This window comes from Mycolicibacterium monacense (genome assembly GCF_010731575.1).
GTDB classification, from domain to species: Bacteria; Actinomycetota; Actinomycetes; order Mycobacteriales; family Mycobacteriaceae; genus Mycobacterium; species Mycobacterium monacense.
The window spans coordinates 4879213-4903393 of sequence record NZ_AP022617.1 but is presented as its reverse complement, the minus strand read 5'-3'; the positions used below and the strand labels follow the sequence as shown (position 1 = coordinate 4903393).

The 24181-nt window shown below is 67.0% G+C and carries 25 protein-coding genes and 2 tRNA genes; 12 read left to right on the top strand and 15 right to left on the bottom strand.

Annotated elements, in window-relative coordinates; all coding sequences use genetic code 11:
* Positions 1–14 precede the first annotated feature (14 nt).
* The 4 genes from G6N49_RS23400 (at position 15) to G6N49_RS23385 (ending at position 2703) form a co-directional block, all read left to right on the top strand.
* The gene (locus G6N49_RS23400; RefSeq protein WP_083045509.1) at positions 15–362 is read left to right on the top strand and encodes a hypothetical protein; all 348 of its coding nucleotides are present in this window, start codon (positions 15–17) and stop codon (positions 360–362) included.
* Complete coding sequence (locus G6N49_RS23395) at positions 359–871, top strand: hypothetical protein (protein WP_083045508.1); 513 nt, start codon at positions 359–361, stop codon at positions 869–871. The genes G6N49_RS23400 and G6N49_RS23395 overlap by 4 nt, the downstream gene beginning before the upstream one ends.
* 126 nt (positions 872–997) lie before the next feature.
* A complete protein-coding gene (locus G6N49_RS23390; RefSeq protein ID WP_083045507.1) occupies positions 998–1828 on the top strand; it encodes a phage major capsid protein in 831 nt (276 codons plus the stop codon).
* Positions 1829–2208: 380 nt separating this feature from the next.
* Positions 2209–2703, top strand: a complete 495-nt coding sequence (locus G6N49_RS23385; protein ID WP_083045506.1) for a hypothetical protein — start codon at positions 2209–2211, stop codon at positions 2701–2703.
* 124 nt (positions 2704–2827) lie between these two features.
* On the opposite strand, the gene G6N49_RS23380 is transcribed toward G6N49_RS23385, so the two are convergent.
* The gene (locus G6N49_RS23380; RefSeq protein ID WP_083045505.1) at positions 2828–3025 is read right to left on the bottom strand and encodes a hypothetical protein; all 198 of its coding nucleotides are present in this window, start codon (positions 3023–3025) and stop codon (positions 2828–2830) included.
* Positions 3026–3488: 463 nt separating this feature from the next.
* On the opposite strand from G6N49_RS23380, the gene G6N49_RS23375 reads away from it, so the two are divergent.
* Together G6N49_RS23375 and G6N49_RS23370 are read left to right on the top strand one after the other, a co-directional pair.
* Complete coding sequence (locus tag G6N49_RS23375) at positions 3489–4169, top strand: NYN domain-containing protein (protein WP_163647432.1); 681 nt, start codon at positions 3489–3491, stop codon at positions 4167–4169.
* Positions 4170–4260: 91 nt separating this feature from the next.
* Positions 4261–4327 (top strand) — tRNA-Ala (locus G6N49_RS23370).
* Positions 4328–4351: 24 nt separating this feature from the next.
* Here the strand turns inward: G6N49_RS23370 and cwsA are convergent.
* Complete coding sequence (gene cwsA, locus G6N49_RS23365) at positions 4352–4765, bottom strand: cell wall synthesis protein CwsA (protein WP_011557437.1); 414 nt, start codon at positions 4763–4765, stop codon at positions 4352–4354.
* Between the two features lie 97 nt (positions 4766–4862).
* On the opposite strand from cwsA, the gene G6N49_RS23360 reads away from it, so the two are divergent.
* Positions 4863–5390 carry a peptidylprolyl isomerase gene (locus G6N49_RS23360; protein WP_011557438.1) on the top strand — a complete coding sequence of 176 codons (528 nt, stop codon included), beginning with the start codon at positions 4863–4865 and terminating at the stop codon, positions 5388–5390.
* A 13-nt stretch (positions 5391–5403) separates the two neighbouring features.
* Here the strand turns inward: G6N49_RS23360 and G6N49_RS23355 are convergent, their stop codons facing one another.
* Complete coding sequence (locus tag G6N49_RS23355; protein WP_011557439.1) at positions 5404–5823, bottom strand: PH domain-containing protein; 420 nt, start codon at positions 5821–5823, stop codon at positions 5404–5406.
* Between the two features lie 155 nt (positions 5824–5978).
* Positions 5979–6263: a cell division protein CrgA gene (gene crgA / locus G6N49_RS23350; protein ID WP_011557440.1), complete on the bottom strand. Its 285-nt coding sequence runs from the start codon at positions 6261–6263 to the stop codon at positions 5979–5981.
* Positions 6264–6328: 65 nt separating this feature from the next.
* On the opposite strand from crgA, the gene G6N49_RS23345 reads away from it, so the two are divergent.
* Both G6N49_RS23345 and G6N49_RS23340 read left to right on the top strand, forming a co-directional pair.
* Positions 6329–7165 (top strand): DUF881 domain-containing protein, encoded by an 837-nt coding sequence (locus tag G6N49_RS23345; RefSeq protein WP_011854143.1) that lies wholly within the window; start codon positions 6329–6331, stop codon positions 7163–7165.
* A gap of 23 nt (positions 7166–7188) precedes the next feature.
* Positions 7189–7863, top strand: coding sequence for an aminodeoxychorismate/anthranilate synthase component II (locus G6N49_RS23340; protein WP_011854144.1), 675 nt, complete (start codon positions 7189–7191; stop codon positions 7861–7863).
* On the opposite strand, the gene pknB is transcribed toward G6N49_RS23340, so the two are convergent.
* From pknB to G6N49_RS23305, 7 genes are all read right to left on the bottom strand, one after another.
* Entirely contained in the window at positions 7841–9715 is a 1875-nt protein-coding gene (pknB, locus tag G6N49_RS23335; protein ID WP_011854145.1) for a Stk1 family PASTA domain-containing Ser/Thr kinase, read from the bottom strand. The two genes, G6N49_RS23340 and pknB, sit on opposite strands and share 23 nt — an antisense overlap.
* Entirely contained in the window at positions 9712–11043 is a 1332-nt protein-coding gene (locus G6N49_RS23330; RefSeq protein WP_011557444.1) for a protein kinase domain-containing protein, read from the bottom strand. Before G6N49_RS23330 ends, pknB begins: the two co-directional genes overlap by 4 nt.
* Before the next feature lie 31 nt (positions 11044–11074).
* Positions 11075–12550, bottom strand: a complete 1476-nt coding sequence (gene pbpA, locus G6N49_RS23325; protein WP_011557445.1) for a D,D-transpeptidase PbpA — start codon at positions 12548–12550, stop codon at positions 11075–11077.
* Positions 12547–13959: a peptidoglycan glycosyltransferase RodA gene (locus tag G6N49_RS23320; RefSeq protein ID WP_011557446.1), complete on the bottom strand. Its 1413-nt coding sequence runs from the start codon at positions 13957–13959 to the stop codon at positions 12547–12549. The genes pbpA and G6N49_RS23320 overlap by 4 nt, the downstream gene beginning before the upstream one ends.
* Positions 13956–15431 carry a PP2C family protein-serine/threonine phosphatase gene (locus G6N49_RS23315; protein ID WP_011854146.1) on the bottom strand — a complete coding sequence of 492 codons (1476 nt, stop codon included), beginning with the start codon at positions 15429–15431 and terminating at the stop codon, positions 13956–13958. Before G6N49_RS23315 ends, G6N49_RS23320 begins: the two co-directional genes overlap by 4 nt.
* Entirely contained in the window at positions 15428–15892 is a 465-nt protein-coding gene (locus tag G6N49_RS23310; protein WP_011557448.1) for an FHA domain-containing protein FhaB/FipA, read from the bottom strand. The genes G6N49_RS23315 and G6N49_RS23310 overlap by 4 nt, the downstream gene beginning before the upstream one ends.
* 143 nt (positions 15893–16035) lie before the next feature.
* Entirely contained in the window at positions 16036–17445 is a 1410-nt protein-coding gene (locus tag G6N49_RS23305; protein ID WP_011557449.1) for an FhaA domain-containing protein, read from the bottom strand.
* 237 nt (positions 17446–17682) lie between these two features.
* Here G6N49_RS23305 and G6N49_RS23300 point away from each other — a divergent pair.
* Positions 17683–17765, top strand: a tRNA-Leu gene (locus G6N49_RS23300).
* A gap of 114 nt (positions 17766–17879) precedes the next feature.
* On the opposite strand, the gene G6N49_RS23295 is transcribed toward G6N49_RS23300, so the two are convergent.
* The 4 genes from G6N49_RS23295 to G6N49_RS23285 all read right to left on the bottom strand — a co-directional run bounded on the left by G6N49_RS23295 (position 17880) and on the right by G6N49_RS23285 (position 20484).
* Positions 17880–18476 carry a hypothetical protein gene (locus G6N49_RS23295; RefSeq protein ID WP_099962229.1) on the bottom strand — a complete coding sequence of 199 codons (597 nt, stop codon included), beginning with the start codon at positions 18474–18476 and terminating at the stop codon, positions 17880–17882.
* Positions 18477–18590: 114 nt separating this feature from the next.
* Positions 18591–18734: a hypothetical protein gene (locus tag G6N49_RS29615; RefSeq protein ID WP_216824059.1), complete on the bottom strand. Its 144-nt coding sequence runs from the start codon at positions 18732–18734 to the stop codon at positions 18591–18593.
* Positions 18731–19039 carry a hypothetical protein gene (locus G6N49_RS23290; RefSeq protein ID WP_235679571.1) on the bottom strand — a complete coding sequence of 103 codons (309 nt, stop codon included), beginning with the start codon at positions 19037–19039 and terminating at the stop codon, positions 18731–18733. The genes G6N49_RS29615 and G6N49_RS23290 overlap by 4 nt, the downstream gene beginning before the upstream one ends.
* 23 nt (positions 19040–19062) lie before the next feature.
* Positions 19063–20484, bottom strand: a complete 1422-nt coding sequence (locus tag G6N49_RS23285) for a hypothetical protein (RefSeq protein ID WP_024445165.1) — start codon at positions 20482–20484, stop codon at positions 19063–19065.
* Between the two features lie 166 nt (positions 20485–20650).
* Here G6N49_RS23285 and G6N49_RS23280 point away from each other — a divergent pair, with 166 nt between their 5' ends.
* Entirely contained in the window at positions 20651–22513 is a 1863-nt protein-coding gene (locus G6N49_RS23280) for a hypothetical protein (RefSeq protein ID WP_083045643.1), read from the top strand.
* A gap of 10 nt (positions 22514–22523) precedes the next feature.
* On the top strand, positions 22524–24149 hold the full coding sequence (locus G6N49_RS23275; protein ID WP_083045642.1) for a class I SAM-dependent DNA methyltransferase: 1626 nt from the start codon (positions 22524–22526) through the stop codon (positions 24147–24149).
* Positions 24150–24181 lie beyond the last annotated feature (32 nt).

The window sequence follows — 24181 nt, the reverse complement described above, 5'->3', positions numbered from 1 at the left end:
ACATAGGAGTTGACGTGCAGGAAGGCAACGAGCAAGACGATGAGACGCGCGATTGGGTGCGCCAGGTGTTCAGTACCGCCGAACGCACCCCGCAAGACGTCGTGCCAACCCCCGGGTTAACGCGTGAGGCCCTCGAACGCCAATCAGCGGCGGCAGGGAAGCCGTGCAGCGGCACGATCCCCGGCAAGGTGATCTGCGACCCCGACGGCATACCTATTGGCGTCGAGGAAGCCCGCACGGTGACTGGCATCTTCGGCGGCACCGTCATCACCGAGGCCGAGGCCGAGCGACTCGGCATCGCGCCGGGCGAACTACCCGGAATCACCATCATCCCCACTACAAAGAAGGACGACACCAAATGACTGACAGCACCAACGAATTCGACCCGGTCGACCTCGACACCTTCAACGCCGCAGCGGACACAGCAGGCGACACAACCGACTCCGAGGAAAGGGAAAGCGCAGATCCGGCAGCGGACGACATCGACGCCGCAGACTCCGAACCGGACAACGGGAACCGGGAGGCCGCCAAGTACCGTCGACGCCTGCGCGACACCGAAGCCGAACGCGACACCCTCGCAGCACGACTCGAGGGGATGCAACGCGCCGAAGCTGAACGCCTGGCCGGCAAAATGCTCGCCAAGGGCGCAGCACTGTGGGCCGGCGGCACCACAATCGCAGACCTCCTCAACGAGGCGGGCGAACTCGACCCCGACAAGGTCCAGACCCGCGCCGCGGAGATCCGTGAACAGTTCGGTATTCCGCAGCCCCGCTCCGGGCTGCACGTGCCCCGCGAGGGCTACAGCCCCGCCACCAGCGGACGCAGCGGCGCCGACAGCATGGTCAACGTCGTTATGGGCCGAGAGCAGTAGAATGGGCTGTGGCAGGGGGTTTCGGGCCTGGTGCTCGACCCCCCGCCACAGACCGCCCCAGGAGGGCATCCCACGGCATCGCCAGCGGCGAGCCACCAATTCCGCTCTCCTGAAAGGCGATTCATCGTGGCTACTCAGACCACACCTACCAGCCCCGCCGCATGGCGGCCAGACATCACCGCCTACGTCCCCGACGACGTCATCCCCGACGCCCTGATCCTGACCACGGCCACCGTGGTCGGCCGCATCGAAGGTGACGAACCCGCCGTCCGCGTCCCGTACGTCTCCGATGACGGCACAGTCGGATTCGTCGCCGAAGGCGCACCGATCCCCGACGCCGCCCAAGAGTTCGACGAGGTCGTCGTCCACACGAACAAGGTCGCCGCCCTCGGCAAGTACAGCTACGAGACATTGGCGCAGCCCGAAGCCGCACGCATGGTCACCAACTCGCTACGTCGATCGGTCGTGCGGAAAGCCAACGCCGCCTACCTCGGCAACGCCTCCGCCCCAACCGGTCTGCTCAACATCACCGGCATCACCGACGGCGGCGCCATCGACACCGACCTCGACCCAGTCGTCGATGCCATCGCCGGGATCGAAGCCGTCGGCGGCGCCGCGACGAACATCATCGCAGCACCCGACGCCTGGGCGACACTGTCCAAGCTGAAGGTGAGCGATACCTCCGCGCAGCCGTTGATCGGTCCCGATGTCACCCAGCCCGGCCAGCGCGCACTGCTCGGTGTCCCGGTATCGGTAACCCCTGCGATGCCCGTCGGTGGTCTGCTCGTCGTCGACCGATCCAGCGTCATCGCCGCGGTCAGCCAGGTCCGTTTGGCTCGCAGCGAGGACGCGTTCTTCGCCAATGACGTGGTCGCGATCCGGCTGACGTTCCGCCTCGGCTGGGACGTCATGCACACTGACCGCATCGCCAAGCTGACCACCGTCGTCACCCCCTAAGTGAGTGTGACGTGCGTCGAGGGATACGAGTGATTGCCTCCGCCCTCGGCGCACGTCAACCCCCTGGGGAACCAACCCATGACAATCGGCCTGTCGCCACTCCAGGCATAGGCGGGGCTTTCACACACAGAGGCCGATTTCCACACCGGGGGTGGGGGACTGACCCGGTCGCCGCTGGTCAGCCGCCACTCAAGGCATAGGCGATCCCCCCCCGACGATTTTTTCAAAAAAGAAACCGGCTCCCTCTCTGTTCGCCTATGCCTCGAGCGGCGGGCCACGTCAACCCCGGGGGGTATCCCCCCACCCCTGTCGACACCGGCCACGGATGGCATAGGGCCTGCCGGTGTGTATGAGTTCCAAACGGTTTGAAAGGCACGTCGATGTTGATCGGGACCGCGACCGGTTGGCGCTTCTGGTGCGTCCACGAGACGTTCCTCGACGGGTTAATGCTGGTGTCGCCGTATTACTGGCCGGAGCCAGAACGCAACCAAGGGGTCAGCTGGCCGAAGCGGCGTTTCGAGGCCCGATGCTATAGAGATGCTGCGCACTGGCCGCCAGTGCCGGACTGCGAGTGCGGTGTCTACGCGTTCACGACTGCTTCGGAGGTTCTGCTGAAAGCAGAGATTCATCGGCGGTGCGCGGTTTGGTCCGATCGCTCGAGACAGATTGGCCCCATCGCGGTCGGGCGCGTGACATTACGGCAGGTCTTCCCATACCAGCACGCGATCATGGCCCCGGAGTTGAGAGCCGCAACCGGCATCATCGACGAGCTGTGGGTACTCGGTGACGGCAGCGAATCGGCCGAAGCCGAGCGAATGAGGTCGCTGCTGGCGGCACGGTATGGGGTGCCGGCCGTTGTTGGCGAACCCGGCTGACCCGGCGGTTCTAGGCGAATTCCACTAAGCGGGAATGGGCGACCAGCAGATCCTCGAAGCCCAACTTGATGCCGAAGGGGAAGGGGAGTGACCCCGCCCCAGACGTCGAGGGACAGCCGATGAACTAGAGGATGACCGGCGTTTCGTACGCCGATGAACGTGGTGATTCTTCGACACTGGCCCACAGCGTGGCGTTGATGTAGACGGTGGTTCCATCCTTGCGGTGGATCTTCAGAACCCCACCCTCGATGATCTCGAAGCGGTCATCGTCGCCGTACTCTTGAAATGGTTCGGCGCTGTCGCGGTACACCTTGAAGGCCATGCCGCGGAGTGTCGCATATGGGTCCGACAAGCGAGGCAGGATGCGGCAGAGCGCCAATCGTCACATGACGAAAATGCCGGTTGTCATCCGTGAGCAGGCCCCGCGGGTCGCCTCGACCCCCGACGAAGTGATCTATATCACATTGCACTGATGTGATTCATAACCGTCGGCGTTCCCGCCTGCCGGATGCCCATTTTGGGCGCCTAGCGGCCGCGTAGAACCACGATCTAGGCTCCAGGAAGGGGCGAACCGCGGAGCCCCCACGATCCCGACTTGGGCGGTGTTCTAGGCCGTATATATGCAGGCAGGGCGCGGAATGCACCCGGCGTCATAACTGTTGACAGTGTCGTCCAGGTTGCCTAACTTGGACATCAGTTGCGGCCCGGTCTTTCCCCTTCGGGGGTGCCGGGCCATCTTTTTTCTCCAGCGTGGCAGGGGATCGGTGAGCAAGCGGCGAGTCGGTGTGTACATCGATTACAGCAATGTGTACGCAGGTGCTCGAGATGCGTTTGGCTTGACTCGGGAACCCGGTTACCGGGGCAATGTCAACCCGCTGTATCTGGCGAAGCGCGTTGCGTTGCAGTCGCCGGGAGCCGGAGCCCCACCTCGGAGGGACACCCACGAATTACATCTGACGAAGGTGTTTCGAGGCGCGCCCGATCCGGCCAGAGATCCGCGCGGCGCGCTGATGGAGGCCAAGCGCGCGGCTCAATGGGAGAAATGGGGCTGCAAGGTTTACCGGCAGACCGTCAATTACAAAGGCGACGGGACTGCGGAAGAGAAGGGCGTCGACGTCCGGCTGGCCAACACGATGCTGATCGATGCCCTTAGGGGCGAAGTCGACACGGTGGTCTTGGTCTCTGCCGATAAGGACTTCCGCTACGCGATCTTGCAGGTCCTCGACGAGACCCAGGTCGAAGTCGAGGTCGCCATCTGGCAGGCGATCCCGGGTGGTACTGCTGTCGGGCGTATCGAGATAAGGCCGGAACGTCCGGAAGCAGCCGAGGTGCCCTTCCACCCCCTCGACCGAACGGTTTTCGGCAGGGTCGAAGACAAGATCGATTACCGCAATATGCCCGTCCCAGAGGGCTGGCGGGGGCCTGTGCCCGACATGCAGTGGCGACCGAGTTCCAATCGGCGTTGACTGCCCACCCGGTGCCCACAATCTGCCCACAGTTACAGGAATCTTCCGTGATCTGGAGTGATGTAGCTGCGCACCTCATAACTAGTGCACAGGGCTGAGCAGCGGTCCGATTCGCCTTTGCAAGGCAGATGTCAGGAGTTCGAATCTCCTAGGCTCCACCCCCTTTCCCCACCCGGCCCCCTTCAGGGCTTCGGGGTGACCTCCACGCTCGGTGGCAGCGGCGACGGTTCGGGTTTCATCGAGCGGCGCACGATCGAGAACGTCACCGCCCCCACCGCGAGGACGCCGGCCCCCACCCCCACCATCAGCAGGCGCTTACGGCGCCGGTTGCGGGCGCGGGCACCCGTGAGGGCCTCGGGAAGACCGCTGACCGCCTCCTGGGCGGCCACGAGCTCCGCGACGAGGGTCTCCCGCGCGGCGGCGAGTTCACGGCGCAGCTGTCCGGATTGGTAGCGCCGGCGTAGTTCCGCCGCGGTGGCCTGGGCGGAGTCGACGCCCACGCCCAGGACGCCTCGGGTGACGTCGACGGGTCCGACCGCGGTGTACTTCAGACCGCGGGCCAACCGCTGTCGCGGTGTCAACGGCGTCAGGGTCATGCGTCACCTCTTCTGCAACGGTCCGGTGGGTCACCACAGCCTGCCATCACCGGGTGCGGTGTCGGCGCCCAATCGGCGGATGGCACACTGACTTCCCGTGACGAGCCCTATTCAGACCGCGACGGCGACCCTGCACACCAATCGTGGCGACATCAAGATCGCCCTGTTCGGAAACCACGCCCCCAAGACGGTGTCGAACTTCGTCGGCCTGGCGCAGGGCACGAAGGACTACAAGGGCGAGAACGCCTCCGGCAGCACGTCGGGTCCGTTCTACGACGGTGCGGTGTTCCACCGGGTCATCGACGGCTTCATGATCCAGGGCGGCGATCCGACCGGCACCGGGCGCGGCGGGCCGGGCTACCAGTTCGCCGACGAGTTCCACCCCGAGCTGCAGTTCGACAAGCCCTACCTGCTGGCGATGGCCAACGCCGGGCCGGGCACGAACGGTTCGCAGTTCTTCATCACCGTGGGCAAGACCCCCCACCTCAACCGCCGCCACACCATCTTCGGCGAGGTCGTCGACCCCGAGTCGCAGAAGGTCGTCGACGCGATCGCCACGACCGCGACCGACCGCAACGACCGGCCGACCGATCCCGTGGTCATCGAGTCGGTCACCATCAGCTGACCGACGACTGCGTTCACTGCGTGCCGGTGTAGCCGGCCGCAGTGAGCGCATCGAGCACGTCGACGGGGTCAGTCCCCAGATCCCACCGCGTGAACACGTGCAGCCGGTCATCGGCTGTGTCGATCTCTAGTAGCCGCATCTTGCGGGCCAGGCGCCGGAACTCGGTGATCCGCACGATCTTGATGTCGGCCTGCCTCAGCACCCGGGTGTGCCACCAGCCGCGCACCGCCACCCCCTCGGGGGTGATTGCCAGCTTCGGCCGGGCACGCCACGACATGATTGCAAATGTGATCAATCCCACTGCGGCAATGCCGGCGAGAAGCCTGCCCGGAGGGTCTGTGACGACAGTCACAGCCGCGATTGCCATCAACAGACCCGCGAAGCCGCAACCTGCGATTCCAGCCGCGGGCGGACTCCATTCAGTTTGCTGCATGGGTTGTGCACACCCTTTTACCGTTGCCGATGAGGTTATCCACAAGTGCTATCCCCAATGGGGATGAACTACACGGATGTGATTGCGGGGGCTTGGCGTTGCTGTGTGACACGCCAGCCGGGCGCGGAATGAATTCATTCCGCCCGGTTGGGGGCTCAGCGCCACCGCATCGTGAGCAACAGACCCGTGATCATGAAGGCAAACGCGATCGCGTAGTTCCACGGGCCGAGGTCGGCCATCCACTGCAGCATCCCGGGTGCGTCGACCGGGTTGGTCGCGGCGAGCTGGAACACCAGCAGCCAGATCAACCCGATGAGCATCAGCCCGACGAACAGGGCGACGAACCACACGCTCGACGGGCCGGCCTTCACCTTCACCGGCGTCCGGCTGACCGGGCTGATGGTGAAGTCGTTCTTCTTGCGGACCTTCGACTTGGGCATGGTCACCTTCGTGGCTGTCGGCGTCGCAGTTCCACCGGTGCGCTGACCGGCTCCGAGATGCGACGATGGTGCAGATGCCCCCTGAGCCTAACGCAGTACCGGACCGGGAAACGCCGCCCACGACGTCGGCGGCCCCCGCGGCCCCGGCGCGCGCGGGCGCCGGCCGCCGCTCCGGGTGGCGGTTCGGGGTGCCGCTGGTGTGTCTGGCCGCCGGCCTGTTGCTGGCCGCCACCCACGGGGTGTCCGGCGGTGACGAGATCCGCCGCAGCGACGCACCCCGGCTGGTGGACCTCGTGCGGGAGGCGCAGCAGTCCGTCGACCGCCTCGGCGCCGAACGCGACACCCTCTCGGCGCAGGTCGACGGCCACCACGGTGGGAGCCCGGGCACCGATGCGGCCTTGAGCGCCATCACCAACCGGTCGGCGGCCCTGGCCGCCGAAGCGGGGCTGAACCCGGTGAAGGGGCCGGGCCTGGTCGTCACCCTCAACGACGCCCAGCGCGACGCCGAGGGCCGGTTCCCCAGGGACGCCTCCCCCGACGATCTGGTGGTCCATCAGCAGGACATCCAGGCGGTGCTCAACGCGCTGTGGAGCGCGGGCGCGGAGGGCGTCCAGATGCAGGACCAGCGGATCATCGCCACGTCCGCACCCCGCTGCGTCGGCAACACCCTGCTGCTCAACGGGCGCACCTACAGCCCGCCCTACGTCATCACCGCGATCGGTGACGCCGGCGCAATGCAGGCCGCGCTGTCGGCGTCCCCGCTGGTGACGCTCTACAAGCAGTACGTGGTGCGGTTCGGCCTCGGCTACACCGAGGAGCCGCGCGCCGAGGTGGAACTCGTCGGCCACACCGAACCGGTCCGGATGAAGCACGCACAGCCGATCGGACCCGTCGGGTACTGACACACCGGATGTAACCTGGCCGAATGCAGTTCTTGGTCGTCGACAATTACGACAGCTTCGTGTTCAACCTCGTCCAGTACCTCGGACAGCTCGGGGTGGACGTGACGGTCTGGCGCAACGACGACAACCGGCTGAGCACCGACGCCGACATCGCCAAGGCCGCCGAGGACTTCGACGGTGTGCTCCTCAGTCCCGGCCCGGGCACACCCGAACGCGCAGGCGCCTCGATCCCGCTGGTGCACGCGTGCGCGGCGGCGGGCACTCCCCTACTCGGCGTGTGCCTCGGCCATCAGGCGATCGGGGTGGCGTTCGGCGGCACCGTCGACCGCGCCCCGGAGTTGCTGCACGGCAAGACCAGCATCGTCCACCACACCAACCGCGGTGTGCTGAAGGGACTGCCGGACCCGTTCACCGCGACCCGGTACCACTCGCTGACCATCCTGCCCGAAACGATGCCCGACGAGCTCGAGGTCACCGCGCGCACTCCCGGCGGCGTCATCATGGGTGTGCGCCACGTCGACCTGCCGATCCACGGCGTGCAGTTCCACCCCGAGTCGATCCTCACCGAGGGCGGCCACCGGATGCTGGCCAACTGGCTGGGCTACTGCGGCAGCGCCCCGGACGAGGCGCTCGTCCGGCGCCTCGAGGACGAGGTCGCCTCGACGGTCGCCGCCGCTACGACGCGAAGTTCAGCGTGATCCGGCTGTCGAAGTTCACACCGGTGCCCGGCGGCGGGGTCTGACGGACCACCGCGTTGGTGCGCTGACCGCTGTTCTGCACGTCGCCGCCCTTGTCGAGCACACCGGTCCACCCCAGTGCCCGTAGGCGCGGTTCCGCATCGGTCCAGAACTGACCGGTGAGGTCGGGCATCACGAACTGGTTGCCGCGCGACACCTGCAGCTGGATCAGGGTGTCCACCGGCACGTTCTCACCGGCGGTCGGGCTGGTGCCGAGCACCTGACCGGCCGGTTCGGTGCTGTCAACCTCGGCGGGCACCGAGTTGCGGAAACCCGACGCGGTGAGGATCTGCTGGGCCGATTCGACGGTCTGGCCGACGACCTCGGGAACGGCGCGAGTCTGGGGGCCCGAACCGATGATGATCGTGACCTCGTTGGTGATCGCCGACGTCTGATTGGCCGGTGGGTTGGTGGCCATCACCCGGTCCTTGAGCTCCGGGGTCGACGGCGAGGCCTGCTGGCGGAAGCGCCCGAACCCGGCGTCGGTGAGTGTGCGCACCGCCTCGGCGTAGGTCAGCGACTTCACGTCGGGAACCTCGCGCTGCTCGGGCCCGGTGGAGACGTTGAGCGTGATCTCCTCACCGGCGTCGGCCTCGGTGTTCGCCTCGGGCGAGGTGCTGATCACGTGGTCGGGCGCCACTTCCGAATTCGGCTCGTTCTGGGTGCGCACCGTGAAACCGGCGTTCTGCAGTTGGGCGATCGCCTCGGCGGAGACTTCACCGCGCACGTCGGGCACCTGCACCGCGCGGGTCTCGCCGCCGTAGGTGTTGATGGCCACCGCGACCACCACGGTCAGCACCGCCAGGACGGCGACGGCGGCGATCCAGCGGCCGATCGATCCCCCACGGTTGCGTTCCACCAGTCGCGGTTCGGGACGCGGCATGTGGGTCATCGGTTCGGTGCGACCGGGGTGCGGTGCGGCCGACAGCATCGAGGTCCGCTCGGCGTCGGTGAACACCTTCGGCGCCTCGGGCGGTTCGCCGCTGTGCACCCGGACGAGGTCCGAGCGCAGCTCCGCGGCGGTCTGGTAGCGGTTGTCGGGGTTCTTCGCCAACGCCTTGAGCACCACGGCGTCGAGGTCGCGGGAGACCCCCTCGTGACGCTGCGACGGCGGCACCGGATCCTCGCGGACGTGCTGGTAGGCCACCGCGACCGGCGAGTCGCCGACGAACGGCGGTTCCCCGGTGAGGATTTCGTACAGCACGCAGCCCAGCGAGTAGACGTCGGAGCGGGCGTCGACCTTCTCACCGCGGGCCTGTTCGGGTGACAGGTACTGCGCAGTGCCGATCACCGCGGCGGTCTGGGTGACGCTGCTGGAGTCGGCCAGCGCGCGGGCGATGCCGAAGTCCATCACCTTCACCGCACCGGTCTTGCTGATCATGATGTTGGCGGGTTTGACGTCGCGGTGGATGATGCCGTGCTGGTGGCTGAAGTTCAGCGCCTGGCACGCGTCGGCGATGACCTCCAGCGCCCGCTTCGGCGGCATCGGTCCCTCGGAGTGCACGATGTCGCGCAGCGTGACGCCGTCGACGTACTCCATCACGATGTAGGGCAGCGGCCCGGCCGGCGTCTCGGCTTCCCCGGTGTCGTAGACCGCGACGATCGCGGGGTGGTTCAGCGCGGCGGCGTTCTGCGCCTCGCGCCGGAACCGCAGATAGAAGCTCGGGTCGCGGGCCAGGTCGGCGCGCAGCACCTTGATCGCGACGTCGCGGTGCAGTCGGTTGTCACGGGCGAGGTGGACTTCCGACATCCCGCCGAAGCCGAGGATCTCGCCCAGTTCGTAGCGGTCGGACAGGTGCTGTGGGGTGGTCATGTCTGTGTTCGGAGCCATGTCTGTGCAGGGGCGGGCAGCGCCCGTAGGTGCGCGGATGCGGCAACCGCGTCGGGGCGGACTGCCCCGGATGTGTCTCCACCATGACCGATGACCGCAGACGAGGTCCAATCGGGCATCCACTCGGGCATGGCGGCGGGCGATTGGTACGGCGTGGTCTCGGTGATGGTGTTCGTCACCGTCGGCGGTGGCAGTTGGCGGTCCTTGCGGTCCTGGGCGTTGAGCACGATCAGGATGGCGATGACGATCGCCAGCGCGCCCAGCACGCCGGCGGCCCACAGCAGCGCGCGCTGACCGGAGGAGAACGTGCGCCGCGGTGGTGGCGGCCGGTGGATGGCACCGGTGGGACGGGCGCGGGCGGCGGTGACCGGCGCCCGGCCGGTGAGATCGGCGGCCGCGCGGGCCTGCGCCGCCGAGGGCACGGCGGCGGGGGTGGCGCGCCCGATGCTCGGTGCCTGGTTCGGCCGCGGCGGACGCCGCCCCGAGCGCACGGCCGCGACCGCGTCGGCGAACGGTCCGCCGGAGCGGTAGCGCATACCGGGGTTCTTCACCAGCGTGATCTCGATCAGCTCACGCACGTTCGGCGGCAGATCGGCAGGCAGCGGCGGCGGGGTCTCCTTGATGTGTTTCATCGCCACGGTCAGGGCCCCGTCACCGGTGAAAGGCCGCTTCCCCGAGACGGATTCGTAGCCGACAACCCCCAGTGCGTAGACGTCGCTGGCGGCGGTCGCGTCGTGGCCGAGGGCCTGTTCGGGCGCGATGTACTGCGCGGTGCCCATCACCATGCCGGTCTGGGTGACCGGGGCCGCGTCGACGGCCTTGGCGATGCCGAAGTCGGTGAGCTTCACCTGACCGGTCGGGGTGATGAGGATGTTGCCGGGTTTGACGTCGCGGTGCACCAGACCGGCGGTGTGGGCGACCTGCAACGCGCGTCCGGTCTGCTCGAGCATGTCCAGGGCGTGCCGCAGCGAGAGGCGTCCGGTGCGCTTGAGCACCGAGTTCAACGGTTCGCCGTTGACGAGCTCCATCACCAGGTACGCGGTGCGGCCTTCCCCGTCCATATCGGTCTCGCCGTAGTCGTAGACGCTGGCGATGCCGGGGTGGTTGAGCATCGCGACGGTGCGTGCCTCGGCGCGGAACCGTTCGACGAACTCCGGGTCGGTGGAGTACTCGGCCTTGAGGACCTTGATGGCGACACGACGGCCCAGCCTGCTGTCGACGGCCTCCCAGACCTGACCCATACCGCCGGTGGCGATGAGTCGCTGGAGCCGGTAGCGGCCGGACAGGGTGACGCCGACGCGGGGGCTCATTGCTCGCCTCGCTTCGCTCGGCTTCGCGCAGTCATGAGCCCTCCCGCAGCGCGGCGGCGATGGTGGCGCGTCCGATCGGCGCGGCGACCTGTCCCCCGGTCGCCGAGAGCCGGTTGCCGCCGTTCTCCACGAGAACCGCGACGGCGACCTTGGGCGCCTGCGCCGGTGCGAAGGCGATGTACCAGGCATGGGGCGGAGTGTTGCGCGGGTCGGTCCCGTGCTCCGCAGTGCCTGTCTTCGAAGCGATCTGCACGCCGGCGATGGCTCCCTTCTGCTGCGTCTGCTGCTCGGCGCCGACCATCAGATCAGTCAGTGTAGCCGCGACTTCGGGTGTCACCGCCCGGCGCTCTTCGACCGGTTCGGTCGTGGTGATGTTTGCCAGGTCGGGTCCCCGGAGGCTGTCGACCAGGTAGGGCCGCATGGTTACCCCCTCATTCGCGACGGTGGCAGCGACCATCGCGTTCTGCAGCGGTGTCAACGCCACGTCCCGCTGCCCGATGCTCGACATGCCCAGCGCCGCGGCGTCACCGATGGGGCCGACCGTGGACTCGGCGACCTGCAGTGGAATCGGCGCGGGCGGGGTGTCGAGCCCGAAGGCGGACGCGGTGTTCTTCAGAGCCTCCGTACCGGTGTCGGTGCCCAACTCGACGAAGGCGGTGTTGCACGATCGGGCGAACGCTTCGCGCAGCGGTGCGGTGGGGCCGCCGCCGCAGGCCGAGCCGCCGAAGTTCTCGAGCGTCACCGAACTGTTGGGCAGCGGGATGCGTGGCGCCGCGGTCAACTGGGTGTCCGGGGTCGCGCCGTTCTGCAGAGCGGCGGCGGTGGTGATGACCTTGAACGTGGAACCGGGCGGGTAGGTCTCCGAGATCGCGCGGTTGACCAGCGGGTTGTCCGGGTTGTCGCGCAACTGCTGCCACGCCGCGGTCTGTTCCTCGACGTCGTGGGTGGCCAGCAGGTTCGGATCGTAGGACGGCGCGGACACCATCGCGAGGATCTTGCCCGTCGACGGTTCCAGCGCCACGACCGAACCCTTGCACGGTCCGTTGCAGCCCTGTTCCATCGCCTCCCAGGCGGCCTGCTGCACCCGCGGGTTGATGGTGGTGACCACGTTGCCGCCCCGCGGATCGCGGCCGGTGAAGAAGTCGGCCAGCCGGCGGCCGAACAGCCGCTCGTCGGAGCCGTTGAGGATCGTGTCCTCGGCCCGTTCCAGTCCGGTGCTCGAGTAGGTCAGCGAGTAGAACCCGGTGACCGGCGCGTAGGCCTGCGCATTCGGATACACCCGCAGGAACCGGAACCGGCCCGGAGTGGACACCGAATACGCCAGCAGTTGACCGCCGGCGGTGATCTGTCCGCGCTGGCGGGAGTACTCGTCGAGCAGTACGCGCTGGTTGCGCGGATCGGTGCGCAGTCCATCCGCGGTGAAGACCTGGGTGACGGTGGCGTTGCCGAGCAACAGCACGATCAGCACCATGATCGTGACCGCGATGCGCCGCAGTGAGGTGTTCATACTTTGTCGATCACCTCGGTGCTGGCGGCGGCGATCGGTGTCTGCGTCACCGGTTTGGTGCTGATGGGCCTGCGGGCCGCATGGGAGATGCGCAGCAGGATGGCCAACAGCAGGTAGTTGGCCAGCAGTGAGGAACCGCCGTAGGACATCCACGGGGTGGTCAGCCCGGTCAGCGGGATCAGCCGCGTCACACCGCCGACGACGATGAACAACTGGATCGCCAGGGTGGACGCCAGACCGGCGGCCAGTAGCTTGCCGAAGCTGTCACGCACGGCGATCGCGGTGCGCAGTCCCCGGATGACGAGGATCGTGTAGAGCATCAGCACCGCGGAGAACCCGACCAGGCCGAGCTCCTCCCCCACTGCGGCGATGATGAAATCCGTCGACGCCGCGGGCACCGTTCCCGGCTGGCCGTTGCCCAGGCCGGTGCCGAAGATGCCGCCCGTCGCGAAGCTGAACATCGACTGCACCATCTGGTAGCCGGCGCCCTCGGGGTCGGCGAAGGGGTCCAGCCAGGTCTGCACCCGCACCCGGACGTGGCCGAAAAGGTGATATGCGACAACGCTTCCCGCCGCGAACAGGCTCAGGCCGATCGCCACCCAGCTGATGCGGTCCGTCGCGACGTAGAGCAGGATCAGGAACGACGCGTACAGCAGCAGCGAGGTGCCGAGGTCTTTTTCGAAGATCATCACCGCGATCGAGGCGATCCACGCCGCCAGCAGCGGGGCGAGGTCGCGCGGGCGGGGGAGATCCATCCACAGGAAGTGCTTGCCCGCACTGGTGAACAGTTCGCGTTTGTCGACGAGCACGGCGGCGAAGAAGATCAGCAGCAGGATTTTGGAGAACTCCGCGGGCTGAATCGAGAAGCCCGGCAACTCGATCCAGATCTTGGCGCCGTTCTGCTCCGACATCGAGGCGGGCAGCACAGCCGGGATGGCGAGCAGGACCAGACCGGTCAACCCGCAGACGTAACCGTAGCGGGCCAGCATCCGGTGATCACTGAGAAACGTTATGACACAAGCGAATCCGATCACGCCGACCAGCGTCCACAGCATCTGCTGGTTGGCCGTGCCGCCGAGGCCCCGCCCGGTCAGCTCGCCCTGGGCGAGGTCGAGGCGGTGGATCATCACCAGGCCCAGCCCGTTGAGCAGGGCGACCACCGGGAGGAGCAGGGGGTCGGCGTAGGGCGCGTAGCGGCGCACGGCGAGGTGGGCCCCGGCGAACAGGGCCAGGTAGCCGGCGGCGTACTGGGCCAGATCCCAGCTGATGCCCTGTTCCTGGTTGGCCTCCACCATCAGCAGCGCGACGGTGGTGATGACCGCGGCGAAGGCCAGCAGTAGCAGTTCGGCGTTGCGCCGATTCGGCAGCGGCGGAGTGACCGTCACCGGCGACTGCGGCTGGGTGGTCATGACGCCGCCCGGCAGGTCGTTCCCGGTTGTGGTGGCGGGGGAGGCAGTGCGGTCACCGTGGGCGACGGGGGAGGGGGCGGCGGGGTGACCGTCGTCGGGGTCTCGGGCGCCGGGGAGGTGCCCGGGCGCGGAACAGCGCTCGTCGCAGCGGATTCCGTGGGTGAGGGCGGCGGGGGCGGCGGTGGGCGACGGCTGGTCGTCGCCGGGGGCGGGCAGATCGGCAGGACCGAACTGCGGGCGAGTTCCTCGATCTGCGCGATCGCCTCGTCGAGAGATCCGCCGGGAAGACCGGCGACCACCTGGGCGCGTTCGGATTCGCGCATGTCCTGGACGTCGAGGAGCTGGCATCCGCGGTTCTCACCGGACTGGCCCGCGCTGATCAGCGAGAGTTCGTTGCGGGCGTTGAGGCAGCCGAGCAGATACGGCTCCTGCAGCGAGTATCCGAGAAGGGAGCCGTCGACCCCGCGCATGATCGACACGGTGCCCTCGTGTGCCGTCACGTAGTAGTTGTTGCGCACGATCTCGCGGGCGATCGCCAGCCCGGCGAGCACCACCAGCACCACCAACGTCGCGGCGATGATCATGCGGCGCTTGGACCGTGGCTTCTTGACGGGCTCTTCCGGCTGCGCCACAACACGTTTCGGAGCGTTGCGTTTCGGATTGAACGCCGACGCGCGGCCGGCGGCCGTATTCGGGGGCGGTTGATCGTCGTCGCCGCTGACCGCGCCGGCCAGGATCGGGGCCGTCTGGCCGTAGTCGTAGTCCACCACGTCGGCGACGACCACCGTGACGTTGTCGGGGCCGCCCCCGCGCAGCGCCAATTCGATGAGCCGGTCGGCGCTTTCGGCGACATCGGGGATCTGCATCGCCTCGGCGATGGTGTCGTGGCTGACCGGATCCGAGAGCCCGTCGGAGCACAGCAGGTAGCGGTCGCCGGCGCGGGCCTCGCGCATGATCAGTGTGGGCTCCACCTCGTGTCCGGTGAGCGCGCGCATGATCAGGGAGCGCTGCGGGTGGCTGTGCGCCTCCTCGGCGGTGATGCGGCCCTCGTCGACGAGGGTCTGGACGAACGTGTCGTCCTTGGTGATCTGGGTGAGTTCACCGTCGCGCATGAGGTAGCCGCGGGAGTCGCCGATGTGGACCAGACCGAGCCGGTTGCCGGCGAAGAGGATCGCGGTGAGCGTGGTGCCCATACCCTCGAGCTCGGGGTCGGCTTCGACATGGGCGGCGATGGCCGAGTTGCCTTCGCGCACCGCATTGTCGAGCTTGCTGAGCAGATCGCCGCCGGGTTCGTCGTCGTCGAGGTGGGCCAGCGCGGCGATCACGAGTTGCGAGGCGACCTCACCCGCGGCGTGGCCGCCCATCCCGTCGGCCAGTGCCAGCAGACGCGCACCGGCGTAGACCGAATCCTCGTTGTTGGCGCGGACCAGGCCGCGGTCGCTGCGCGCGGCATACCGAAGAACGAGGGTCACGGGCGCAGCTCGATCACCGTCTTGCCGATTCGAACCGGCGTACCCATCGGAACCCTTACCGCAGTCGTCACCTTCGCCCTGTCAAGGTATGTGCCGTTGGTCGATCCTAGGTCTTCGACGTACCACTCGGAGCCGCGCGGCGACAGCCGGGCATGCCGGGTGGACGCGTAGTCGTCGGTCAGCACGAGCGTCGAGTCGTCGGCCCGCCCGATCAGCACCGGCTGACTGCCGAGCGTGATCCGGGTGCCGGTCAGCGCACCCTCGGTGACCACGAGCTGCCGGGCCACGCTGCGCTGCCGGTTGGGCAGCAGCGAGCCGCGCAGGGCCAGACCGCGGCGCACCATGACCGCACCGGTCGGCGCGTAGATGTCGGTCCGCAGAATGCGCAGCACCGACCAGATGAACAACCACAGCAGCAGCAGGAAGCCGACACGCGTCAGCTGCAGCACCAACCCCTGCATCTGACGTCCTCTCCGTCCTGATCACCGCACGCCGGTATCACCGTCGCCCGCGCCTGCTGGCAACGTCACGATACTTGGGGTAGCGATCGGGGCGAAGACGAAGCCGACAGCTTGACCTGAACGTGACCGGGCGCGCCGTGTTCTCAGTGCACCCGGACGATGATCTCCGAGTGCCCCAGACGGATGACGTCACCGTCGGCGAGCTGCCATTCCTGGACCGGCGCATTGTTCACCGTGGTGCCGTTGGTGGAGTTCAGATCGGACAGCAGGGCGACCTGACCGTCCCACCGGATCTCCAGGTGGCGGCGTGACACACCGGTGTCCGGGAGCCGGAACTGGGCGTCCTGACCGCGACCGATGACGTTGGCGCCCTCGCGCAACTGGTAGGTGCGGCCACTGCCGTCGTCGAGCTGCAGGGTCACCGTGGTACCTACGCCGGCGGCGGGGTAGTCGGCCTGGCCGTAGCCGCCGCCATAACCCCCGGCGCCCTGGCCGTAGTCGTAGTCACGGCCGGCGGGCTCGCCGTATCCCGGGTCGCCGTAACCACCGGCCGGCTCGGCGTAACCGCGGCCGTAGTCCTGCCCGTAGTCCTGACGGCCGCCGGCCGGAGCGCCGTAGCCGCCGCCGTACCCGCCCTGATCCGGGTAGCCGCCCTGATCGGGGTAACCGGGACGTCCGTATCCGCCGTCCTCGTGGCGGCCGGGGCCGCCGGGGGGACGGCCGTAGTCATAGTCCGCGCCGGGCGCGCCGTAGCCGGGCTGCCCGCCGGGAGGCGGCGGAGGTGCGTATCCGCCGGGACCCTGGCGGTAACCCTGGTCGTAGCCGCCGCCGGGCGGGCCGTAGCCGCCCGGGCCGCGCTGCTCGTAGCCGCCGCCGTAGCCGCCCTGGTCTGGGTAGCCGCCCTGGTCTGGGTAGCCGCCGCGGTCGGGGTAGCCGCCCTGCTCGGGGTAACCGCCGCGGGGCGGGTAGCCGCCCTGCTCCGGCGGGTAGGGGGCGCGGGGCTCCTGGCCGCGCGGCTCCTCCTGTGGCCGGCCGTAGCCGTCGTCGTAGTACTCGTCGCCGGGCCGTCCCTGTCCCTGGCCGCCGCCGCGGTACGTCGGGTTGTCGCTCATCGGTGGTACTCCTGGTTCTGCGGGGAACGCGTGGTCTCGGTGTGCTGGGGCGGGTTCGCCGGTGGTCGAGTCGGGGTTGACCGCACCACGAGCGCGGAACTGTCCAGTGTGCAGATTTGGTGCCTGTTCGAACTTGACGACCACATCACCATACGTTTGCCACCCCTGCTCACGTATGTATCCCTCCAGATGCTTGGCGAAAGTGGTCGCGGTCAGGTCAGGATCGGCGCTTACCTTCTTATGGTCGGGCACACTGAGGGTAATTACGTATTCATTCGGTGCCAAAATGCGGCCGCGGCCGAGCTCGCGGATTCCGGCCTCCGCTTCGCGGCGCAGCAGTGCCTCGACCTCCTGCGGCACAATCGATCCGCCGAAAACGCGGGCGAAGGCGTCGCCGACGGTGGATTCGAGCTTGCGCTCGAAACGGTCCACCAGACCCATGTCACCGCCCGTCTCGTTCGTCGTGGCTGCTCACGCAGTCGGACCGCCGCGTGTCGGCTGGCCCGGACTCTTCCTGCATGGTATCTACCCAGGTTCGGCCGATGGGACCAACGAAACTCTGAGAATCACATCGGGGCAGGTCAATGCGTCGCCGGTCACGTCGGAGGGGAGCGGAGGCCGCCTCTGCTGCGGTTTTGGGGTGCACGCGACGGGGGTGATAGGCTCCTGCGGTCGTCCGGGCGAGTGGCGGAATGGCAGACGCGCTGGCTTCAGGTGCCAGTGTCCTTCGGGACGTGGGGGTTCAAGTCCCCCTTCGCCCACAGCGAGGAGTTCTACGAACTCCGGGCATAAAGGTCACGAACTCGAAGAGGTCGTGACCTTTGTGTTTGGTGGGTTGTTCGTCATGACGGCTGCCCAGCCAGCGGCGACGGGATTTACTCGCGTAAGTCCCGGATTGGGGCCTGCGCGGCCTCATCAATTGCGCTGCGAAGGCCGTCGAAAGCGACTTGTTGCGCCTCACTTTGGATCCGCGCCAACCCGATGCTCCTTTGACCAATCGACTCAACGCTGGACCGCGGCAGGACGTAGAAGTCCCACTGTGAAACGTCCAGCGGATCGTAGGCACCATGTGAACGCGCAGTTTGGACGCAGAAGACGTACACGTCGGCATTGAATGTTCGCTGATCTGAACGCCCCAGCTCTGCGTCCCACTTCGCGGCGTTGAGGCCGCTGAAGGCGATGGTCGACAGCCGGCGCTGCGTCCACGCTTGGAGGTAAGCCGAAGACTTGACTTCAACGCGAGTGCCGGCGGGAGTGAGGACGTCGAAATCATCCCATTCAGGCCGGGGTTCCGCCGCGCCGACGGCTTTCGCTACGAGCCATTCCGCAAGAACGCCTCGAAGGACGTTGGAGCGAAGGTCTCTGGCAGCGTATGACCAGAACTCCCTCACGCTGCGGTCGAGTCCTTTGAAGCGCTCGTCTCCCGTCAGCTCCGGCGCGGGCGGTGGTCGAAAGAGCATGTGGTCGTTCACGGTCCTGAGTCTCCATGCCACCACTGACAAAGGCGCCCATGAGGGTCACTTACGGGTTGGCGACGCCGGCCGGCGGGTACCCGCTTTGCATCTCTTCCCGCGCAAAGATTTCGGTCATCGGCCGGGAATGACTTGCGTGACGCTTGCCTGCAAGTCGGCGTTCTCTTCGCCGGAGATCGAGGTCTCACGATCGAAGGTGGCTGTGCCGTCCGAGTCGATGGTGAAGTTGCCGACCTGATCCTGTTCGCCACCTGTCACGGTGAAACCACGGTGGTCTTCTCCGGCAACGGCTGGGCGCTGATGTACTGCGGATTGACCGTGTAGCGATAGTTACAGCCGGCGGACCCGAAGCACTTCTGCTCGGTCACAATCACCTCGATGATGAAGTCGGCAGCGGTGGGCGGTGCCGCCACCGGTGTAGGCGGCGTCGTCGTGACTTCGGGCCATGACGCCGCCGACCCGCTACTTCGCGTGGAGGTGGCCTGGTCAGGCGCAACGCAGCCCGAGAGCCCGGCGGCGAGGAATGGAGCGACGAGAACAGCCTTCAGTGCGATGTGCGTCATGTTCATCCTTCGGGTTGAGGGGATCAGGCGGCGGTGTCGCCGGACGTGTCGGCGATACCGTCGCCGACGGCTTGCGCGTCGGCCAACGCGGCCAGCGCCTCGGAGAGCAGCCGATTGATTCCGGACGTGACTGCGGTGCAGCCCGTTTCGATCTTCTCGGCGTTCTTGTGGATGGAGCCGGCGGCCTTCTTGATGTCATCGATGCGGTCCAGTTGCGCGACGGCCTCGGAGATCTTCTCCTCGGCGGTGGACAGCTGCTCGGCACCGCGGCGGGTACTCGCCGCAATCGCCGCGGCTCGCAGCAGCATGAGCACGGTGCGGATCAGGTCGCCGTCATCGGTCGTCGGGTCGAACGCAAGCACGATGCGTCGTGAACCGATGACGCGAATCGACTGACCCGCGTTCTGCTCGGGGGTTCGGACGAGGCCGAGCGACGCCGCCGCGTGGCGGTTGCGCTCGGCCTCGTCCAGGTACTCGGCCCAACCCCCGCGGGCCGAGTCCGTCATTTCGATCACCACGCGGGCAGTGCCACCGTCGACCGTGAGCAATCCGTCGCCCTTCTTGGAGCGTGGCAGGTGCCCGACGATCGCGCGGGTGTCGGTGTATTCATCGCCCAGTCCGGTAGCGATGCCGGACAGCACGGCATTGACCTGGGTTTCGAAGGTGTCGCCCTTGATCGGGGTGACCTTGCTCAACGTGGTGCGGGCCTCCTGAACTTTGAGCGCGGTGCCAATCTCGTCGATCTTCTGCGTGAGCGATTCGTGGTTCTTGCCCATCAGTTCGGTCAGCTGTTGTTGACGGAGTTCCAAGCCCGCGGTGTGCTTGGCCATCGGTGAGGTCGGGTCGGTGGGGTCGAACTGCTTGACTGCCTTGGTGACGACCTCGGTGATGCTCGCGGAGCTCTTCGCGTCGAGTTCGGTGCTGAACTTCTCCAGCAGCGGCGCAAGCTTTTCCAGCAGCTCTGGGCTGTCACCGGCGAAGATCTTGCGCACTTCGGCGGTCAGTGCGTTCTTGGCGGCAGCGACCGACTCGGTGAACTCTTTGCGGCTGGTCTGGTCGGCTTCGATGATCGCCTTCTTGGCGTCCTCGGCGGCTTTGGTCACGGTTTTGCCGGCGTCCTTGACGGCGGTCGCGGTGAGTTCGGCGGCCTGGGTCGAGGTCGCCGCGGTCTTCTCGCCGACCTCCTTGATCATTCGCTCGATGGCGCGCGAGTCCTGGGACTGACCGGTGGCCGACAGCGCGTGGGCGCCAATCTTGACGGCTTCGGTGACGAAGCTGGACAGGTCTGCATCAGCGAGAGCCTGCGGATCGTCGACGATGTCGCCGCGCTCGCCGGTGGTCCAGCGCTGCGCCTCCCGGGCGACGTCCTTGTCCTGGACCGTCAGCTGGTGGATCACGAGGGTGTTCTGGTCGGGGCCCAGGTGGGCGCCTTTGTGGTCGGTCATGGGTGCTCCTCGTAGGTCGGGCCGCGGATGCGGCGGATGCCATCGAGATTCACAGCCAGACCGAAAGCCGACAACAAGAATCACTGATAAGGCCGCTTATCAGTAAACGCAATTGCTCGACGTGGACCCATTGCCTACCGTGGGACCGGATGAAGGGAGGCCAGCCATGCGTTCGCTGACGTTGCAGGACGTGGCCGACCTCGCCAACGTACAGCGCCCCGTCGTTAGCATGTGGCGTAACCGCCCACGCGTTCGCGGCGAATTGGTGCCGTTTCCCAGCCCGGTCGGTCATATCGATGGCATTGAGCGCTTCGCACCCGGCGAAGTGGTGGACTACCTCAAACGCACTGGCCGCGGCAAGAACGCCGACGCCGACTACGACGTCGCCGCCATCGCCGTCCCCGATGACGTGGACATCGAGGTGCTTGTTGTGCTGCTGGCGTGGCGCGCGCTCACCGGGGCGGAACTCGCCGGCACCACCCTGGCGGACAGGTCCCGGCTGGCCGCGGAGTTCGACCCGGAGGACAGCTGTGTGTGCAGTGAGATCCAGTCGATCGAGCCGGCCGCGGCGACGTTAGAGTACGTCGACGACCTTGTCGAAGCTTCCTTCGGTCTGCCCGACGCGCTGATGCGGATCGAGCGTGGCCGGCTGCAGCGGGAACTCGCGCTACGTGAACTGACCGCCGACGCCGTCACGCTCCTGGCCCGGGTGGTGACCGAATGCTCGGTTTTCCTCGGTGCCGAGGAAATAACGTTGCGCACCGACGGGAGCCGGATGTCCTTGTCGGTGGCTGCCGAATCCGGGCTTGCCGTGGTTTCCGATAGCCGGGCGGTGCGGCGCCGGGCGGTGATCGCTGGCACTGCCGTGGGGAGATCCGGGAGCGGCGTGCTGAACTTCGTGTCAGCTGTGGGACTCGACGCAGGGCAGACGCTCGACTGTGCCGACGATCTGGTTCTCGGACTGGAGCCGGGCCGAATCGGCATTTTCGTCGGGCCGGCGGCGGCACTGGCGGACACGTTGGCGGGGGAACTGCAGCGCCGGCGAGCCGATGTGCTTCGTGTCGGCAATGTTGTTGCTGCCGTGCGGCTTCCGCGTGGATTCTGGCGGGAGGCGCATCGGCAGAACCTGGCATTGTGGGTGTGTCTGGGTGGTGCCGATGAGCAGCGGCCTTGTGTCACCGACCTGGCTGCGGTGTCTGAGCCAGACCTCGGCGACTTCGCCGCCGATATCGCTGCCGGGCTCGCGCAGACAGACCTGCGGGCTTTCCGTTACGCCCGCCGGATCGACCGTGCCGGGGTATTGGCTGGCGGACCGTTTGTCCCACGAGGCACCCGGGCAGTGCGGCTGAGTTCGGCGGACAGGGGCAGCCACGTGGAGCGGGTGCACGCCGCGACGTTGACGACCACCTCGCCAGTGCGCCCGGTCGATGTGCTGGTCGAACCCTCTCCCGGCAGGCTGAAGCTGCGGTACCGGTCTTTGGGTGAGCTGCGCGACGAGGGCAAGCTGGCCCTCAAACGCGGTAACCGAATTGACCTCGCGCACGCCACACTTGGGGGAACTGTTCGTGTTCTGCCCGCCGATGATCGGATTGCTTTGGATCCGGTTGATGCTGAACAGCTTTACCCGCGTTCGACGCGGACCGAGCCCGGGGACGTCGTCTTCGTGGAGAGTCCGCAACCGCAGGCGTGGGTGGATGCGCTGGGTGGTGCGATGGTGGCCGCACCTGCTCGCATCCTGCGCCTGGGCCGCACGGCGGACTTCGGTCCGCGGGTTCTTGCCGCCGTCATCAACGAAACCGCCACCGCAGGCTCGGAATGGCCGACCTGGACGGTCCCGGAGATGGCCGCGGACGAAGCCGCGCGGTTGGAGGCAGCGCTCGGTGATGTCGAACAGTTCGAGGCCGAGACTCGCCGCCGACTCGATGCGGCCAGAGAACTGAAGACGGCGCTGATCGACGGGGTCGCCGCGGGCGCCCTGACCCTCGACGCGCAACCCACCACGCCCGGCGTCGCCGCGGCGGACCACTGAAAGGCCACCGATGCCACCGAGCAAAAATGCTGAGCCACAGGCTCCTTCGACTATGAAGGAGCTCAAGGACACCCTGTGGAAGGCCGCCGACAAACTGCGTGGATCGTTATCCGCGAGCCAGTACAAGGACGTGATCCTGGGTCTGGTGTTCCTGAAGTATGTCTCGGATGCCTATGACGAGCGTCGGGAGGCGATCCGGACGGAGTTGGAGGCCGACGGTCTGGATGCTGACCAGATCGAGGAGTTGATCGAGGACCCCGAGGAGTATCAGGGGTACGGGGTGTTCGTCGTGCCGCCGGGTGCGCGGTGGAAGTTCCTGGCCGAGAACGCCAAAGGCTTGCCGGCCTCCGGTGGTGAACCCGCGAAGAACATCGGGCAGTTGATCGACGAGGCCATGGACGCCGTGATGAAGGCCAACCCGACATTGCAGGGCACATTGCCGCGGCTGTACAACAAGGACAACATCGATCAGCGCCGGTTGGGTGAACTGATCGACCTGTTCAACAGCGCCCGGTTCAGCCGCCAGGGCGACGGCCGAGCGCGCGACCTGATGGGCGAGGTTTACGAGTACTTCCTCGGCAACTTCGCCCGCGCGGAGGGAAAGCGGGGCGGTGAGTTCTTCACCCCGCCGAGCGTGGTGAAGGTGATCGTCGAGGTGCTGGAGCCCTCGCGCGGGCGGGTGTATGACCCGTGCTGCGGATCGGGCGGCATGTTCGTGCAGACCGAGAAGTTCATCTATGAGCACGATGGTGACCCGAAAGAGATTGCCGTCTACGGTCAGGAGTCCATCGAGGAGACCTGGCGGATGGCCAAGATGAACCTGGCCATCCACGGCATCGACAACAAGGGCTTGGGTGCACGCTGGGGTGATACCTTCGCCCGGGATCAACATCCCGATGTCCAGATGGATTACGTGCTGGCCAATCCGCCGTTCAATATCAAGGACTGGGCCCGCAACGAGGAGGATGCCCGCTGGCGCTTCGGTGTGCCGCCGGCCAACAACGCCAACTACGCCTGGATCCAGCACATCCTGTACAAGCTGGCGCCGGGCGGCAAGGCCGGCGTGGTGATGGCCAATGGGTCGATGTCGTCGAACTCCAACGGCGAGGGCGATATTCGGGCCCAGATCGTGGAAGCCGATCTGGTGTCGTGCATGATCGCGCTGCCCACCCAGCTGTTCCGCAGCACCGGAATCCCGGTGTGCGTGTGGTTCTTCGCCAAGGACAAGACCGCCGGTAAGCAGGGCTCGATCGACCGATCCGGACAGGTGTTGTTCATCGATGCTCGTGGAATGGGCGACATGGTGGACCGAGCAGAGCGGGCACTGTCCGACAAGGAGATCGTTGAGATCGGCGACAAATATCATGCCTGGCGCGGCTCGGTGTCGGCGGCATCGAAGGGTGTTGTTTACGAGGATATTCCGGGCTTCTGCAAGTCGGCGACGCTGGCCGATATCAAGGCTGCCGACTATGCACTAACGCCGGGGCGCTACGTGGGTTCCGCGGCGGCCGTGGACGACGGCGAGCCGATCGACGAGAAGATCGCGCGATTGAAAACGGAACTGCTTGCAGCGTTTGACGAGTCGGCGCGGTTGGAGAAGGTGGTTCGGGAGCAGTTGGAGCGGATCGGTGGGTGAATGGCTACCCCGCACGACGGGCGCACTAGTGG

What these genes read in the sequence shown, in the direction of transcription:
- G6N49_RS23395 (WP_083045508.1), top strand. Translation starts at nt 359, where the DNA reads ATGACTGACAGCACCAACGAATTCGACCCGGTCGACCTCGACACCTTC.
- G6N49_RS23385 (WP_083045506.1), top strand. Translation starts at nt 2,209, where the DNA reads ATGTTGATCGGGACCGCGACCGGTTGGCGCTTCTGGTGCGTCCACGAG.
- G6N49_RS23380 (WP_083045505.1), bottom strand. Translation starts at nt 3,025, where the DNA reads ATGGCCTTCAAGGTGTACCGCGACAGCGCCGAACCATTTCAAGAGTAC.
- cwsA (WP_011557437.1), bottom strand. Translation starts at nt 4,765, where the DNA reads ATGACCCTGACGCCGTTGACACCGCGACAGCGGTTGGCCCGCGGTCTG.
- G6N49_RS23355 (WP_011557439.1), bottom strand. Translation starts at nt 5,823, where the DNA reads ATGCAGCAAACTGAATGGAGTCCGCCCGCGGCTGGAATCGCAGGTTGC.
- crgA (WP_011557440.1), bottom strand. Translation starts at nt 6,263, where the DNA reads ATGCCCAAGTCGAAGGTCCGCAAGAAGAACGACTTCACCATCAGCCCG.
- G6N49_RS23345 (WP_011854143.1), top strand. Translation starts at nt 6,329, where the DNA reads ATGGTGCAGATGCCCCCTGAGCCTAACGCAGTACCGGACCGGGAAACG.
- G6N49_RS23340 (WP_011854144.1), top strand. Translation starts at nt 7,189, where the DNA reads ATGCAGTTCTTGGTCGTCGACAATTACGACAGCTTCGTGTTCAACCTC.
- pknB (WP_011854145.1), bottom strand. Translation starts at nt 9,715, where the DNA reads ATGACCACCCCACAGCACCTGTCCGACCGCTACGAACTGGGCGAGATC.
- G6N49_RS23330 (WP_011557444.1), bottom strand. Translation starts at nt 11,043, where the DNA reads ATGAGCCCCCGCGTCGGCGTCACCCTGTCCGGCCGCTACCGGCTCCAG.
- pbpA (WP_011557445.1), bottom strand. Translation starts at nt 12,550, where the DNA reads ATGAACACCTCACTGCGGCGCATCGCGGTCACGATCATGGTGCTGATC.
- G6N49_RS23320 (WP_011557446.1), bottom strand. Translation starts at nt 13,959, where the DNA reads ATGACCACCCAGCCGCAGTCGCCGGTGACGGTCACTCCGCCGCTGCCG.
- G6N49_RS23310 (WP_011557448.1), bottom strand. Translation starts at nt 15,892, where the DNA reads ATGCAGGGGTTGGTGCTGCAGCTGACGCGTGTCGGCTTCCTGCTGCTG.
- G6N49_RS23305 (WP_011557449.1), bottom strand. Translation starts at nt 17,445, where the DNA reads ATGGGTCTGGTGGACCGTTTCGAGCGCAAGCTCGAATCCACCGTCGGC.
- G6N49_RS23290 (WP_235679571.1), bottom strand. Translation starts at nt 19,039, where the DNA reads ATGACGCACATCGCACTGAAGGCTGTTCTCGTCGCTCCATTCCTCGCC.
- G6N49_RS23285 (WP_024445165.1), bottom strand. Translation starts at nt 20,484, where the DNA reads ATGACCGACCACAAAGGCGCCCACCTGGGCCCCGACCAGAACACCCTC.
- G6N49_RS23280 (WP_083045643.1), top strand. Translation starts at nt 20,651, where the DNA reads ATGCGTTCGCTGACGTTGCAGGACGTGGCCGACCTCGCCAACGTACAG.
- G6N49_RS23275 (WP_083045642.1), top strand. Translation starts at nt 22,524, where the DNA reads ATGCCACCGAGCAAAAATGCTGAGCCACAGGCTCCTTCGACTATGAAG.